The sequence below is a fragment of the Solwaraspora sp. WMMA2056 genome (assembly GCF_030345095.1).
In the GTDB taxonomy this organism is placed as follows: domain Bacteria; phylum Actinomycetota; class Actinomycetes; order Mycobacteriales; family Micromonosporaceae; genus Micromonospora_E.
Genome location: NZ_CP128360.1, coordinates 1,345,631 through 1,359,064, shown reverse-complemented (window position 1 = coordinate 1,359,064; position 13,434 = coordinate 1,345,631). Strand labels below are relative to the sequence as shown.

Below are 13,434 nucleotides of genomic sequence, written 5' to 3'. Positions count from 1 at the left end.
CCGGCGGGGAGGCGTTCTCGATCACGCCCCGACTATCACTCAGCGTGCCGATCGAAACACAATTTCCCCGGCCGGTCACTGAAACAGCCGGACGTTGCGCTGCTCCGTACTGAGATAGTCGGCCGCCGATTCATCCACCGCCACCTTGATCTCCTGCAGCATCGTGCGCAACCGGCCGGCCGCCGCCCGCCAGTGCGCCTGGCGGGCCTCGTACGCCTGGCGGGCCGCGCCGTCCCAACTGCCGACCAGCGGCGCGGCGTCGCGCTCCACCTGATCGAGCTGGGTCTCCAGCGTGCGCAACGCCTGCTGGATGTCGACGCTCGCCTGCTGCAGCACCCGGAAGTCGACCACCAGGACGTCGTCGTTCATCGGGTCACCACCGACCCGCCGGCACCCGGAACCGGCACACCTCGGCTCACAGCGGCAGCTCGATGCGTCGGGCGACGGCCGCGACCCGGTCGGCGGCGGCCGTGTCGGTGCCGCGATAGTGCACGCCCGCGCCGCGCACCGCACCCGCCGTCTCGCGCAGCGCCCGGTGCAGGGCCGCCTGCTCCTGCGCCCACGCCGTCTTGACCTGCTCAAACGATCGGCCGCCGGCGCCCCGCCAGGCGCTGCGCACCGACTCGAGGCGCTGCAGCAGCCCGCGCAACATCGCCTGCAGCTCCTCGTCGGTCTGCTCGAACCGGGCGGCGACCTGCTGCATCGCCGCCGGATCGACCTGTGTCTGCGACATCTGACCACCCGTCATGTCTCGCCTGCCGTCACCCTCACCGACGAACGTAGCCGGGCCGGCCCCCCGGCGCTGCCCCGAACCCGTCCGCTGTGGATGACGTGCCGCCCGCTGCCGCTGCGGGCCGTCACCGGAGAGCGGCCCGCGCGTCCAACGCCGGGCCGGCCGGGACCAGCCCGACCACGTCGGCGGGCATCGGTACCGGCACCGCGTCGGGATAGCCGAGCACCGCGAGCGTCGCCGGATCGGTGACCTCGTGCCGCACCCCGGTCTCGGTGACCAGGCTGACCGGCGCCGGCGACAGCGCGGGCGCTGGCGCGGAGGCGGTCGCGGAGGCGGGCGCCGTACCGTCGCCTGCCGAGACCGCCCGGACGAGCGCCGCGCGGCCGGGTGGCACCTGCACCCCACCGGCCGCCGGCCCCGACGGCCCCGACGGATCCAGGTCGATCTCCACCGGAGCGTCCGGCGCGGCGATCCGTACGCAGAGTCGACCCTTCGCGGCTTCACGTAGTCGCGGTGTGGTCGCCGGTGGTGGCGCCGACCCGGACGGCGTCAGGTCCCCCGCACCGGCAAGGGCACGGAACCTGCCCTGCGTCAGCGGAGTCGGCACCGCCTGGTCGTGGCTGGTGAGCAGCAGATCGGCCTGCACCTGGGTGATCTGCGCCAGTCCATCGCGCACCGCCACCGCGTACTGTCGCGATCCGCTCTGGGTCGCCACCACGAAGACCTCGCCGACCCGGGCCCCCGGTACGCCGGACGACCGGTCGCCGACGCCGGGCACCGTCGGCCCGACCAGCTCGGCACCGGCCGGCACCGCGCGCAGGAACGCCGTCGCGACCGGCAGGGGCCGGTGCTGCCCCCAGCCGAGCGCGCCGCGCACCAGCTGCGGCTCCGGTACGCCGTGCCGCCGGCCGCGCCAGAGCAGCGCGACCGCGCCGTCGGGTGTCTGGACCAGCAGCCCGTCCTCACCCAGCGGGCGGTTCGCCGCGCTCGTGACCCCGACCTGGACCACCGACGCCGGCGGGCCGGTCGCGGCGGACACTGCCGGCGTGGTGCCCGTGCAGACCGTCCAGGCGCCGTCGAGCAGGTCCTGCTGCTGCGGCAGCGAGTCGGGAGCGCCCTGGATGCCCAGCAGTGCCCCACGCGGCACGCTCCGCAGCGCGTCGCGGGACACCAGCACGGTGCGCGGCGGCGCGCTCGCCACGAGCAGCGCCGCCGAACTGTAGTTGTGCACCGGATGGAGCAGTCCGTCGCGGAAGACGTACCGGACACCGGACTCGCGCTCGACGATGATCGCCCGACCGTCCCGCCAGTCCTGCCGGGCCGACCCGCCGACCGCTCCGTACGCCGCCGCACCGCCCACTCCGATGACGGCGGCCAGCAGGCCGGCCAGGGCCACGGTCCCGGCCCGACCGCCCGGCACCGGCTGGGCCGGATCGGCGTCGCCGGTCACCAGTGCGGCCACCGTCCGGTTCCCCGCGTACCGGTGCGACCGCAGCAGTTCCCGCCGCGATGCCATCGCCCACCTCCGCACTCCACCTGGGACAGCGCCGACAACCCGGCGTGACCGGTTGGTCGACGGTGAGAGATCGTATCGCCGACCGACGATGCGGGGCGGTACGGCGATCCGCCGTCATGGCAAGATCCGGGGATGGGTTTCGTGACTAGCCTGCTCATTCGGCTCGGCAGCACCGCGCTCGCGTTCTGGCTCGCGACCTTCGTCATCCCCGGCATCAGCCTGGAGACCGACGCGGTCGGCGAAAGCATCGTCACGTTGCTGTTCGTGTCGGTGATCTTCGGTCTGGTGAACGCGATCCTGCAGCCGATCATCAAGACCCTGGGCTGCGGCCTCTACGTGCTGACGCTCGGCCTGATCGCGATCGTCGTGAACGGACTGCTGTTCCTGCTGACCGGGGTCATCGCCGAGCAGCTGGACCTGCCGTTCCAGGTCGACGGGTTCTGGCCGGCCGCCGTGCTCGGCGCGCTGTTCGTCAGCGTGGTCACCTGGCTGCTGGGGCTGGTACTGGACCGGGACTGACCGCCGGACATCGCGTCACCCGTTGGGAAACTCGTACGACAGCCGGTCGCCCGGGGCCTACGGTCGGCGGATGGTGTCGATCATGCTTGCGGACGGCCATCAGATCTGCGACGACCCGACCCGGGTCGACGTCGACCGGGTCCACGACTGGCTCTCCACTGACGCGTACTGGGCGCTGGGCCGCCCCCGGGAGGTGGTCGCCCGGTCGATCGCCAACTCACTGGTGTTCGGCGTGTACCGGGGCGGCGACGGTGGCCAGGTCGGTTTCGCCCGAGTCGTCACCGACCAGGCGACCTTCGGCTGGCTCTGTGACGTCTACATCGACCGGTCGGTACGGGGTCGTGGACTCGGCCGCCGGCTGGTGGCGGCGGCCCGCGACGAGCTGGCCCGACGGGGCGTACGCCGGCTGCTGCTGGGCACTCTGGACGCGCACGGCGTCTACGCCGCGTTGGGCTTCGCCCCGCTGGCCGAGCCGGGCCGCTGGATGGAGCTGACGGCACCGCCGACGGCCGATCCGGCCCTCGGCGGCTGACCGCAGGCCCGGCCTGGCGGCTCAGCCGACCTGGCGGCTCAGCCGACCTGGTGGGTCAGGATCGCCGATCCGTCGGCCCGCACCAGCTCCAGCCGTTCCAGGTCGGTCTGGGCGAACCGGGTGGCACCGGTGAAGACGATCTCCGCGCCGGGACTCACCGCCCACGAACCGACCCGCTGCTTCGCGCCGTCGCGGTCGTAGGCGACCAGCTCGAAGTTCATCGGTTCACCGTCCGGATTGGTCGGCTCCCACCAGCATCGCATCGTCACCTCGGTGCCGTTGGCGACCTTCTGCAGGCCGACCTCGGCGTGGATCGGCAACTGCGACGCCACCGGCTGCATCGCGGTGAGCTGCGTGCCGGGGTTGGTCTCCGGCGTACCGCCGGCACCGACCCAGCCGACCCCGAAACCGACCACGATCGCGAGTCCGGCGGCGGCCAACGTCGCGCCGGCGGTCTGCCAGCGCCGCATCCGGCGGCCCTTGCGGCGGGCCTGTCCGGCGGCGGTGACCAGCGTCGCCAGCCGGGGTCCGGCCGACGGTGGGTCGCTGATCTGCTCGAAACCCGCCGGGTCGAGCCGGCCGAGCAGACCCGGCAGTACGGCGATCTCGGCGACCGCCTGCCGGCAGCTCGGACATCCGCTGAGGTGGTGCTCGTACGCGGCACGTTCCGACGGGGACAGGGCACCCAGGACGTACGCGCCGTCGTCGTGCGCGTAGTCACACTTCACTGGGTCACCCCCATCTCCTCCAGCACCAACCGTAGCGAGCGCAGTGCGTAATGTGTACGTGACTTCACGGTCCCGGGTGGCACCCCGAGCCGGGCGGCCGCCTCGGAGACCGAGCGACCCCGGTAGAAACATTCGATCAGCACCTCGCGGTGCGGTGGGGACAACCGGCCGAGAGCCTCGGCCACCGTCCACGCCTCCACCGCGCGGTCCGCCTCGTCCACCGCGGGCGGTGGCTCCGGCAGCTCGTCGGTGACGACCTCCCCGACCCGTACGCTGCGTCGACGCCAGGCGTCGATGGCGAGGTTGCGGGCCGTGGTGAACAGCCAGGCCCGTACGGAGCCTCGCTCCGGGTCCAGCGACTCGGGGTGTCGCCAGGCCCGCAGCAGCGTCTCCTGCACCAGGTCCTCGGCTCGTTGGCGGTCACCGCCGGCCAGCCGCAGGGCATGGGCGAAGAGCGCGTCGCCGTGCTCTTCGTGCAACGCGCGCATCAGTTGTGAATCCTGGTCGGTCAAGAGGCGCCCTTCCCTTCCGCCTCTTGACACGTAGCCGCCGGCCCGGCGGTTCAACGTCCTGCGAAAACAGCTCAGTTCATCGGCTGTTCCGGCGCGGTCATCGCGTCGGCGACCGCCCGGGCGGCGGTCAGCAGCTTCGCGCGGACCACCCGGGCCGAGGTCATCATCTCGGCGGCCGGCAGCGCACACGCGATCGCGACCCGTCGTTCGACGTCCTTGTCGACGTTGACCATCACCGCCGCGCAGGCCACCCCCTGCCGGTACTGGCCGATCTCCAGATGCATACCGCGCCGGTCGCCGACCGCGATGTCGGCCTCGAAACCCTCGATCGTCGTGATCGTCGCCGAGGTGAACGGCCGCATGCCGAATTCCTTGAGGTAGCGGAACCGCTGATCGGGGGTGAGGGTGGCGAGCAGCGCCTTGCCGAGCGCGGTCGCGTGGGCGCCTTCGTCGAAGCCGGGGACCATGTCCTCCAGGTACGGCGACCGCAGTCCGTCCGCTGAGGCCGTCACGGCCACCTGGGTGCCGACGAACCGGCCGAGATAGTGGCTGTAGCCGGTCTCGACGGCCGCCCGGCGCAGGGCCTCGCCCACCGCCGGCGGTCCACGGAACGCGGCCACCAGTTCCCGGTACCGGTCGGCGACCTCGAGCCCCACGATGTAGGTGCCGTCCTCACGACGGATCACATAACCCTCGTACGCCAGGGTGCGCACCAGGTGGTACGTGGTGGCCACGGTCAGCTCGCAGCGCCGGGCAATCTGTTTGACGGTCAGTCCGCGCGGGGCACGACCGACCGCTTCGAGCACCCGAAGTGCCCGTGAAACGCTCCGGATGAGGTCCGAAGGTTCCGCCAAGGGGTCGCGCACAACCACCTCCGCCGCCGGGGACTTACACCATATGAAAAGACAGCCGCCTGTGGAATGCCCTTTCGAATCAGGGGCACCAGATGGCGACTATCGGTGTGGCGCCCGACACGTACGGTTCATGCTATTGGCTGGCCTGAGCTCCTCGCAAATGGGAGCACCCACCGCCCTCGCCGTACCGCCCCTGGACAGCGGAAATCCGACTGCCAGGCTACGCCGACGACACCGTCCGGCAAGCCGGCCGTCGGCGGTACGGACCTCGTCAGTTGGTGCGGTCGGCGATGAAGTCGCAGAGGGACTCCATCGCCTGCCGGGCCGGCCCCGCCGGCAGCGGTGCCAGCCGGGACCGCGCCTCCTCGGCGTAGCTGCGCACGGTCTCCCGGGCCCGCTTGAGCGCCGGCGACTCGCGCAGCAGGCCAAGGGCTTCGGCGTGCAGGTCGTCGTCGGTCACCGGGCCGGCGGCCAGGATCTCCCGCAACCGCCGGGAGGCGGCGTCCCCGTCGTCGTCGGCCAGGGCGTACAGCATCGGCAGGGTCGGCACCCCCTCCCGCAGGTCGGTGCCGGGTGTCTTGCCCGACTGGGCCGACTCGGAGGCGATGTCGAGCAGGTCGTCGGAGAGCTGGAACGCCACGCCGATGATCTCGCCGTACCCGCCGAGGGCCTCGACGTGGGTCGGCGTCGCACCGCCGAACATGCCGCCGAACCGGGCGGACGTCGCGATCAACGAGCCTGTTTTGTCCCCGATCACCTGCAGGTAGTGGTCGACCGACGGTTCACCGTCGCGCGGACCGACGGTCTCGGCGATCTGACCGTGCACCAGCCGGGCGAAGGTGCGGGCCTGCAGCCGGACCGCCTCGATACCCAGGTCGGCGGCGAGATCGGCGGCCCGGGCGAACAGGTAGTCGCCGACCAGGATCGCCACCGAGTTGGTCCACCTGGAGTTGGCGCTGGGCGCACCCCGGCGCACCGGGGCCTCGTCCATCACGTCGTCGTGGTAGAGCGTCGCCAGGTGAGTGAGCTCCATCACCACCGCCGCCGGCACCACCAGCGGCCGGTCCGGGTCGCCGAAATGCGCGCCGAGCGCCACCAGCAGCGGCCGGAACCGCTTGCCGCCGGCCTCGACCAGGTGTCGGGCCGCCTCGGTGACGAACGGATCGGCGCTGAACACACTGTCGCGCAACTCGGCCTCGACCGACGCCATGATGCCGGTGACGGACGCCTGCAAGCGCGGGTCGACGATGTCGATCCCGATCGAGGTCACCGCCCCGCCGCCAGACGCGATGGAGCTGCCGTCAGCCGTCCTCACCACACCCCCAACCATGCCACAGCGGTCCGTGCGGCCCAGGTTGGGGGCGGGTGAGGTGACTCATCGGACAAACTCGGCGGCGTTGCTGGTGAGATCCAGCAGTGCGCCCGGCGCGACCCCGAGCAGCAGCGTGGCCAGTACGCCGATCATCAGCGCCGCCGAGGTCAGCGCCCCGGGGATCACCACCGTCGGGGTGGTCTCGCTCGGCTCACTCAGCCACATCATCACCACCACCCGCAGGTACGGGAAGGCGAGAATCATGCTGGTCACCACACCGGCGATCACCAGCCAGACCTGACCGTCCCCGACCGCCGCCCCGAACACCGCGAACTTGCTGGTGAACCCGCTGGTCAGCGGGATTCCGGCGAACGCCAGCAGGATGAAGGTGAAGATCCCGGCGAACAGTGGCGACCGGCGGCCCAGCCCGGCCCAGCGGGACAGGTGGGTGGCCTCACCCTCGTCGTCGCGGACCAGGGTCACCACGGCGAACGCCGCGATGACGATGAAGCCGTACGCCACCAGGTAGAACATCGTGCTGGCCAGGCCCTCGGCGGACAGCGACAGCACACCCACCAGCAGGTAGCCGGCGTTGGCCACCGACGAGTACGCCAGCAGCCGCTTGATGTCGGTCTGGGTGACCGCCATGATCGCCCCGACCAGCATGGTCAGGATGGCGATCACGCCCAGCACCGGGGTGAAGTCCCAGGCGGCCCCGTAGAAGGCCACGTGCAGCACCCGCAGCAGCGCGCCGAACGCGGCGACCTTGGTGCAGGCGGCCATGAAGCCGGTGACCGGGGTCGGCGCGCCCTGGTAGACGTCCGGTGCCCAGACGTGGAACGGCGCCGCGGTCGCCTTGAACAGCAGCCCGACGGAGATCAACGCGATGCCGGCGAAGAGCAGCACCGGGCTGGCGTTGGAGGTCTCCACCGCCGTACGGATGGTGGCGAAGTCGACCCCCGGTCCGGTCGGGCTGTCCACGCCGGAGGTGAAGCCGTAGGTCAGCGCCAGCCCGAACAGGAAGAACGCCGACGAGTAGGCGCCGAGCATGAAGTACTTCAGGGCGGCTTCCTGGCTGAGCAGCCGCCGACGGCGGGCCAACGCGCAGAGCAGGTACAGCGGCAGCGAGAAGGCTTCCAGGGCGATGAACATCGTCAGCAGGTCGTTGGCCGCGACGAACAGCAGCATGCCGGCGATGGCGAACAACGCCAGCGGGTAGACCTCGGTCGCGCCACCCCGGCCGGCCGCCTGCCTACGGTCCTCCGGCGAGTTGACCACGATCGCCGCCTGCGCGACGAAGGCGCCGCCGGTCTCCAGCGACCGTTCGCCGATCAGCAGCATCGCCATCACCCCGAGGACCAGGATCGCCCCCTGCAGGAACAGCGTCGGGCCGTCGACCGCGATCGCCTCGCCGGCGGTCACCGTCCGGGTGCCGCCCTGCATGACGACCGCCACCAGGGCGGCGACCATGCTGGCAAGGGTGAGCACCAGCTGCACCGGGTTGCGTACCGACCGGGGCACGAACGCCTCGACCAGCACGCCGACCATCGCCGCGCCGAACAGGATCAGCATCGGCGCGATCGCCGCGTAGCTGATCTCGGGGAACGAAATGTCGCTCACCGGGCCGCCTCCTGAATAACGCCCACGGTCGGGGCGGGGTCGGACCTGCCGACGTCATCGGACAACGTCGCCTCGATCGCCGGGTTGATGACGTCGGTCAACGGCTTGGGGTAGAAGCCGAACAGCAGGATCAGCGCGATCAGCGGGGCGACCACGATCTTCTCCCGCAGAGTGATGTCCCGCTTCATCGCCTCGACCTCGGTCAACGCCGGATTGAGCGTGCCCTGGGTGGTGCGCTGCACCATCCACAGCACGTACGCGGCGGCCAGGATGATGCCGAGGGTGGCGATCACAGCGACCGGCTTGTTCACCGAGAAGGTGCCGATCAGCACCAGGAACTCGGAGATGAACGGGGCGGTGCCGGGCAGCGCCAGCGACGCCAGTCCGGCGAAGAAGAAGACGCCGGCCAGCACCGGGACCAGTTTCCCGGCACCGCCGAAGTCGCTGATCAGCGCGGATCCGCGCCGCGCCACGAACATGCCGACGACCAGGAACAGCAGGCCGGTGGCGAGCCCGTGGTTGACCATGTAGAGCACCGCACCGGTGCCGGCCTGGGTGGTGAACGCGAAGATGCCGACGCCGATGAACCCGAAGTGCGAGATCGAGGTGTACGACACCAGTCGCTTCAGGTCGTTCTGGCCGACCGCGAGCAGCGCGGCGTAGATGATGCCGATCACCGCCAGCGTCAACGCCCAGGGGGCGAACCACTGGGACGCCTCCGGGAACAGCCCCAGGCAGTAGCGCAGGATGCCGAACGTACCGACCTTGTCCATCACGCCGACCAGCAGCGCGGCCGAGCCGGCCGGCGCGGCGCCACCGGCGTCGGGCAGCCAGGTGTGGAACGGGAAGAACGGTGCCTTGATCGCGAACGCCACGAAGAAGCCGAGGAACAGCCAGCGCTCCACGCCGGTGGACATGTCGATCTGGCTGAGCGCCTGCCAGTCGAAGGTCTGCCCGCCGACCACCCACAGGCCGATCACGGCGGCCAGCATGAACAGGCCGCCGACCAGCGAGTAGAGGAAGAACTTGACCGCCGCGTACTGCCGCTGGTGGCCGCCGTAGCTGCCGATCAGGAAGTACATCGGCACCAGCATGACCTCGAAGAACACGTAGAACAGGAAGATGTCGGCGGCCGCGAAGACGCCGATCATCGTGCCTTCGAGCAGCAGGAGCAGACCGAAGTAGACCGGCACCGACCGCTTCGACGCCTCCGCGTCGTGCCAGGAGGCGAGGATCACCAACGGCACCAGTACGGCGATCAGCATCAGCATGACCAGCGCGATGCCGTCGGCGGCGAAGGTGAAGTTCACCCCCCAGTTGGGGATCCACGGGTACGACTCACGGAACTGGAAGCGCTCACCACCGGCGGAGAAGGCGAACCACATCACCAGTGACAGCACCAGCACCGCCACCGACCAGCCGAGCGCCAGCCACTTGGCCAGCTCCCCCTGGCGGCGCGGGACGAGCGCCACCACGAGCGCGCCGACCAGCGGCGCCACGGTCAGCACCGAGAGGAACGGAAAGTCGTTCACGCCAGCCATCCCATCTGCAGGGCGAGGAACGCCGCGACCACCACGAAGGCACCGGCGAGCACAGACATCGCGTACGAACGCACGAAGCCGGTCTGCAGCCGCCGCAGCCGCCCGGAGCTGCCGCCGATCGCGGCGGCCAGGCCGTTGACCAGGCCGTCGACTCCCCGGTTGTCGAGGAAGACCAGCGCCCGGGTGAGGAAGACACCCGGCTTTTCGAAGACCGCCCGGTTGACCGCGTCGGTGTAGAGGTTGTTGCGGGCAGCGGTGACCAGTACGCCGGCCGGCTGCTCCTGCTCGGCGGTGCCGTTGCGGAACAGCAGCCAGCCGCCGACCGCGCCGATCACCGTGACCACCAACGCCAGGATGGTGACTGCGGTGTGCGACAGCATCGCCTCGTGGCCGCTCTCCTCGGCCCCGAAGACCGGGGTCAGCCACTCGGGCACCGAGGTGGACATCAGCCAACCGGCGGCGACCGAGCCGACCGCCAGCAGAATCAGCGGTACGGTCATCAGCGCCGGCGACTCGTGCGGGTGGTCGATGTCGGAGGTCCACCGCTTCGGGCCGTGGAAGGTCAGCACGAACAGCCGGGTCATGTAGAAGGCGGTCAGCCCGGCACCGAGCAGCGCGGCCCCGCCGAACAGCCAGGCGGTCCAGCCCTCCCGCTCGAAGGCCACCGCGATGATCGGCTCCTTGGAGAAGTAGCCGGACAACGGTGGGATGCCGATGATCGCCAGCCAGGCCAGCCCGAAGGTGGCCCAAGTGATCTTCATGTAGCGCCACAGGCCACCGAAGCGGCGGATGTCGGTCTGGTCGGACATGCCGTGCATCACCGAGCCGGCGCCGAGGAACAGCCCGGCCTTGAAGAAGCCGTGCGCCAGCAGGTGCACGATCGCCAGGGCGTACGCGCCGCCGCCGAGCCCGACACCGAGGAACATGTAGCCGATCTGGGAGACCGTCGACCAGGCCAGCACCCGCTTGATGTCGTCCTTGGCGCAGCCGATGATCGCGCCGATCAGCAGGGTGGCCGCACCGACGCTGACCACCACGGTCTGCAGCGTCGGGTTGGCCGAGAAGATCGGGTTGGACCGGGCGATCAGGTAGACGCCGGCGGTGACCATCGTCGCGGCGTGGATCAGCGCCGAGACCGGGGTGGGGCCCTCCATGGCGTCGGGCAACCAGGCCTGCAGCGGGAACTGGCCGGACTTACCGGTGGCGCCGAGCAGCAGCAGCAGGCCCATCGCCAGGATCGTGCCGGAGGCCAGCGCGCCGGCGCCGGTGAAGACCGCGTCGAACTGGGTGGTGCCGAGGGTGGCGAACATCAGGAAGATCGCCAGCACCAGGCCGGCGTCGCCGACCCGGTTCATCAGGAACGCCTTCTTACCGGCGGTCGCCGCGGCCGGCAGGTTGTACCAGAAGGAGATCAGCAGGTACGACGCCAGACCGACGCCCTCCCAGCCGAGGAAGAGCATCACGTAGTTGTTGCCGAGCACCAGCACCAGCATCGCGGCGACGAACAGGTTGAAGTACGCGAAGAAGCGCCGCCGCCCCGCGTCGTGCGACATGTACTCGACCGCGTACACGTGGATCAGGAAACCCACGCCGGTGATCAGCAGCACGAAGACCGCCGACAGCGGGTCGAACAGCAGCCCGAAGTCCACCGACAGGCCACCGACCTCGATGAACTGCCACAGGCTCAGCTCGACCGCCCGGTTGTCCAGGCCGCGTAGCTGGAAGAAGTAGGTCAGGCCGAGGACGAAGATCGCCCCGACGGCGACCACGCCGAGCCAGTGCCCCCACTTGTCGGCGCGCTTGCCGAGCAGCAGCAGGATCGCCGCGCTGGCCAGCGGGATGGCCACCAGCAGCCACACGCTACTCAGCAGCCCCGTGGCCTGGGCGTACTCCACAGTCGGTTCCACGTGTGGGCCCCTTAGTACTTCAGCAGGTTGGCGTCGTCGACGCTCGCCGAGCGTCGAGTCCGGAAGATGGTCGTGATGATGGCGAGCCCCACGACCACCTCGGCGGCCGCCACGACCATCACGAAGAAGGCGATGATCTGGCCGTTGAGGTCACCGTTGATCCGGCTGAAGGTGACCAGCGCCAGGTTCGCCGCATTGAGCATCAGCTCGATGCACATGAACAGCACGATCGCGTTTCGGCGGACCAGCACGCCGACCGCGCCGATGGTGAACAGCACCGCCGACAGGATCAGGTAGTTGTCCGGAGTCATTTGTCAGTCCCCTTCGGGGCGGCCTCGCTCGGCGAAAGTTCACGCGTCGGCAGGATCGCCGGGATGCTCCGCTCGGTGAGCGTGCCGTCGGGCAGCCGGCCCGGCGTGGCGACCGAGGTGGAGGTGGCGTAGACACCCGGCCCCGGCTTCGGGCCCGGGTAGTTGCCCGGCGCGAACCGTTGCCGCATCATCTCCGGCTGACCGCGCCGCTCCTCCTTGCGCTTCTCGATGTGCGCCAGGATCAGCGCGCCGATCGCGGCGGTGGTCAGCAGAGCGGCGGTCACCTCGAAGGCCACCAGGTAGCGGGTGAACAGCAGAGCGGCGATGCCCTGGACGTTGCCGTCCGCGTTGGCCTGCTCCAGACCGACCGCCTGCACCCCGCCCAGGCCCCGATACAGCCCGGTGCCGACCAGCGCGGCGAAGCCGACGCCGAGCACGACGGCGGCGACCCGCTGCCCGCGCAGGGTCTCGATCAGCGAGTCCGAGGCGTCCCGGCCGACCAGCATCAGCACGAACAGGAACAGCATCATGATGGCGCCGGTGTAGACGATGATCTGCACCAGGCCGATGAACGGCCCGCCCTGCACGACGTAGAAGACGCCGAGGCAGAGCATGGTCAGGACCAGCCAGAGCGCGGAGTGCACCGCGTTGCGGGCCCACACCATGCCGATCGCGCCGAGCAGCGCGAGCGGAGCCAGGATCCAGAAGGTCACCGCCTCTCCAGTGGAGACCTCCGCTGCGAGGACCTCGGTCATGGCTTGGCCTCTCCCGTCGTCGTCCCCGAGCCGTCCTCGGTGCCCTGCTCCGACCAGGGCGCCCGTTCCGCACCGGCCGACGTACCGGGGTTGGTCAGCGCCCCGACGTAGTAGTCCTTCTCGCTGTCGCCCAGCCGCATCGGGTGCGGCGGCTGCTCCATGCCCGGCAGCAGCGGCGCCAGCAGCTGCTCCTTGGTGAAGATCAGGTCCTGCCGGGAGTCGCGGGCCAGCTCGTACTCGTTACTCATGGTCAACGAGCGGGTCGGGCAGGCCTCGATGCACAGCCCACAGAAGATGCACCGGGCGTAGTTGATCTGGTACGTGCTGGCGTACCGCTCACCCGGGGAGAACCGCTGTTCCTCGGTGTTGTCGCCGCCCTCGACGTAGATCGCGTCCGCCGGGCAGGCCCACGCGCACAGCTCACAGCCGATGCACTTCTCCAGCCCGTCCGGGTGCCGGTTGAGAATGTGCCGGCCGTGGTAACGCGGCGCGGACACCGGCGGCTTGAACGGGTAGTCGGTGGTGACCACCTTGCGGAACATGTGGGAGAAGGTGACCCCGAACCCCTTGAACGTTCCCGTGATCGCGCCCACG

General features: G+C 70.4%; 15 protein-coding genes. 2 read left to right on the top strand and 13 right to left on the bottom strand.

Annotation, left to right across the window (positions count from 1 at the left end; translation table 11 throughout):
- Nucleotides 1-75: 75 nt before the first annotated feature.
- The 3 genes from O7608_RS06295 to eccB all read right to left on the bottom strand — a co-directional run bounded on the left by O7608_RS06295 (nt 76) and on the right by eccB (nt 2,249).
- Nucleotides 76-369, bottom strand: coding sequence for a WXG100 family type VII secretion target (locus O7608_RS06295; protein WP_289209068.1), 294 nt, complete (start codon nt 367-369; stop codon nt 76-78).
- A gap of 46 nt (nt 370-415) precedes the next feature.
- The gene (locus tag O7608_RS06290; RefSeq protein WP_289209067.1) at nt 416-733 is read right to left on the bottom strand and encodes a WXG100 family type VII secretion target; all 318 of its coding nucleotides are present in this window, start codon (nt 731-733) and stop codon (nt 416-418) included.
- A gap of 124 nt (nt 734-857) precedes the next feature.
- Nucleotides 858-2,249, bottom strand: coding sequence for a type VII secretion protein EccB (eccB, locus tag O7608_RS06285; protein WP_289209066.1), 1,392 nt, complete (start codon nt 2,247-2,249; stop codon nt 858-860).
- A 132-nt stretch (nt 2,250-2,381) separates the two neighbouring features.
- On the opposite strand from eccB, the gene O7608_RS06280 reads away from it, so the two are divergent.
- Both O7608_RS06280 and O7608_RS06275 read left to right on the top strand, forming a co-directional pair.
- Nucleotides 2,382-2,768 carry a phage holin family protein gene (locus O7608_RS06280; RefSeq protein WP_289209065.1) on the top strand — a complete coding sequence of 129 codons (387 nt, stop codon included), beginning with the start codon at nt 2,382-2,384 and terminating at the stop codon, nt 2,766-2,768.
- Nucleotides 2,769-2,838: 70 nt separating this feature from the next.
- Nucleotides 2,839-3,300 (top strand): GNAT family N-acetyltransferase, encoded by a 462-nt coding sequence (locus tag O7608_RS06275; RefSeq protein ID WP_289209064.1) that lies wholly within the window; start codon nt 2,839-2,841, stop codon nt 3,298-3,300.
- A 38-nt stretch (nt 3,301-3,338) separates the two neighbouring features.
- Here O7608_RS06275 and O7608_RS06270 read toward each other — a convergent pair whose 3' ends face one another.
- From O7608_RS06270 to nuoI, 10 genes are all read right to left on the bottom strand, one after another.
- A complete protein-coding gene (locus O7608_RS06270; RefSeq protein ID WP_289209063.1) occupies nt 3,339-4,028 on the bottom strand; it encodes an anti-sigma factor family protein in 690 nt (229 codons plus the stop codon).
- A complete protein-coding gene (locus O7608_RS06265) occupies nt 4,025-4,519 on the bottom strand; it encodes a sigma-70 family RNA polymerase sigma factor (protein WP_282229466.1) in 495 nt (164 codons plus the stop codon). Before O7608_RS06265 ends, O7608_RS06270 begins: the two co-directional genes overlap by 4 nt.
- Before the next feature lie 92 nt (nt 4,520-4,611).
- The gene (locus O7608_RS06260) at nt 4,612-5,406 is read right to left on the bottom strand and encodes an IclR family transcriptional regulator (protein ID WP_282224271.1); all 795 of its coding nucleotides are present in this window, start codon (nt 5,404-5,406) and stop codon (nt 4,612-4,614) included.
- A 259-nt stretch (nt 5,407-5,665) separates the two neighbouring features.
- On the bottom strand, nt 5,666-6,724 hold the full coding sequence (locus O7608_RS06255) for a polyprenyl synthetase family protein (protein WP_289209062.1): 1,059 nt from the start codon (nt 6,722-6,724) through the stop codon (nt 5,666-5,668).
- 45 nt (nt 6,725-6,769) lie between these two features.
- Nucleotides 6,770-8,278: an NADH-quinone oxidoreductase subunit NuoN gene (gene nuoN, locus O7608_RS06250; protein ID WP_421361436.1), complete on the bottom strand. Its 1,509-nt coding sequence runs from the start codon at nt 8,276-8,278 to the stop codon at nt 6,770-6,772.
- A gap of 44 nt (nt 8,279-8,322) precedes the next feature.
- Complete coding sequence (locus O7608_RS06245) at nt 8,323-9,858, bottom strand: NADH-quinone oxidoreductase subunit M (RefSeq protein ID WP_289209060.1); 1,536 nt, start codon at nt 9,856-9,858, stop codon at nt 8,323-8,325.
- Entirely contained in the window at nt 9,855-11,774 is a 1,920-nt protein-coding gene (gene nuoL, locus O7608_RS06240; RefSeq protein ID WP_289209059.1) for an NADH-quinone oxidoreductase subunit L, read from the bottom strand. The genes O7608_RS06245 and nuoL overlap by 4 nt, the downstream gene beginning before the upstream one ends.
- An 11-nt stretch (nt 11,775-11,785) precedes the next feature.
- Nucleotides 11,786-12,085: an NADH-quinone oxidoreductase subunit NuoK gene (nuoK, locus tag O7608_RS06235; RefSeq protein ID WP_289209058.1), complete on the bottom strand. Its 300-nt coding sequence runs from the start codon at nt 12,083-12,085 to the stop codon at nt 11,786-11,788.
- Nucleotides 12,082-12,840 carry an NADH-quinone oxidoreductase subunit J gene (locus tag O7608_RS06230; protein WP_289209057.1) on the bottom strand — a complete coding sequence of 253 codons (759 nt, stop codon included), beginning with the start codon at nt 12,838-12,840 and terminating at the stop codon, nt 12,082-12,084. Before O7608_RS06230 ends, nuoK begins: the two co-directional genes overlap by 4 nt.
- Nucleotides 12,837-13,433, bottom strand: a complete 597-nt coding sequence (gene nuoI / locus O7608_RS06225; protein WP_353850503.1) for an NADH-quinone oxidoreductase subunit NuoI — start codon at nt 13,431-13,433, stop codon at nt 12,837-12,839. The genes O7608_RS06230 and nuoI overlap by 4 nt, the downstream gene beginning before the upstream one ends.
- Between the last annotated feature and the right edge of the window lies 1 nt (nt 13,434).

Excerpts from the sequence above, each read along its gene's own strand:
- O7608_RS06230 (WP_289209057.1), bottom strand. The coding sequence starts at position 12,840 with ATGACCGAGGTCCTCGCAGCGGAGGTCTCCACTGGAGAGGCGGTGACC.
- eccB (WP_289209066.1), bottom strand. The coding sequence starts at position 2,249 with ATGGCATCGCGGCGGGAACTGCTGCGGTCGCACCGGTACGCGGGGAAC.
- nuoK (WP_289209058.1), bottom strand. The coding sequence starts at position 12,085 with ATGACTCCGGACAACTACCTGATCCTGTCGGCGGTGCTGTTCACCATC.
- nuoN (WP_421361436.1), bottom strand. The coding sequence starts at position 8,278 with ATGCTGATCCTGTTCGGCGCGGCGATGGTCGGCGTGCTGGTCGAGGCG.
- O7608_RS06275 (WP_289209064.1), top strand. The coding sequence starts at position 2,839 with ATGGTGTCGATCATGCTTGCGGACGGCCATCAGATCTGCGACGACCCG.
- O7608_RS06290 (WP_289209067.1), bottom strand. The coding sequence starts at position 733 with ATGTCGCAGACACAGGTCGATCCGGCGGCGATGCAGCAGGTCGCCGCC.
- O7608_RS06280 (WP_289209065.1), top strand. The coding sequence starts at position 2,382 with ATGGGTTTCGTGACTAGCCTGCTCATTCGGCTCGGCAGCACCGCGCTC.
- O7608_RS06295 (WP_289209068.1), bottom strand. The coding sequence starts at position 369 with ATGAACGACGACGTCCTGGTGGTCGACTTCCGGGTGCTGCAGCAGGCG.
- O7608_RS06255 (WP_289209062.1), bottom strand. The coding sequence starts at position 6,724 with ATGGTTGGGGGTGTGGTGAGGACGGCTGACGGCAGCTCCATCGCGTCT.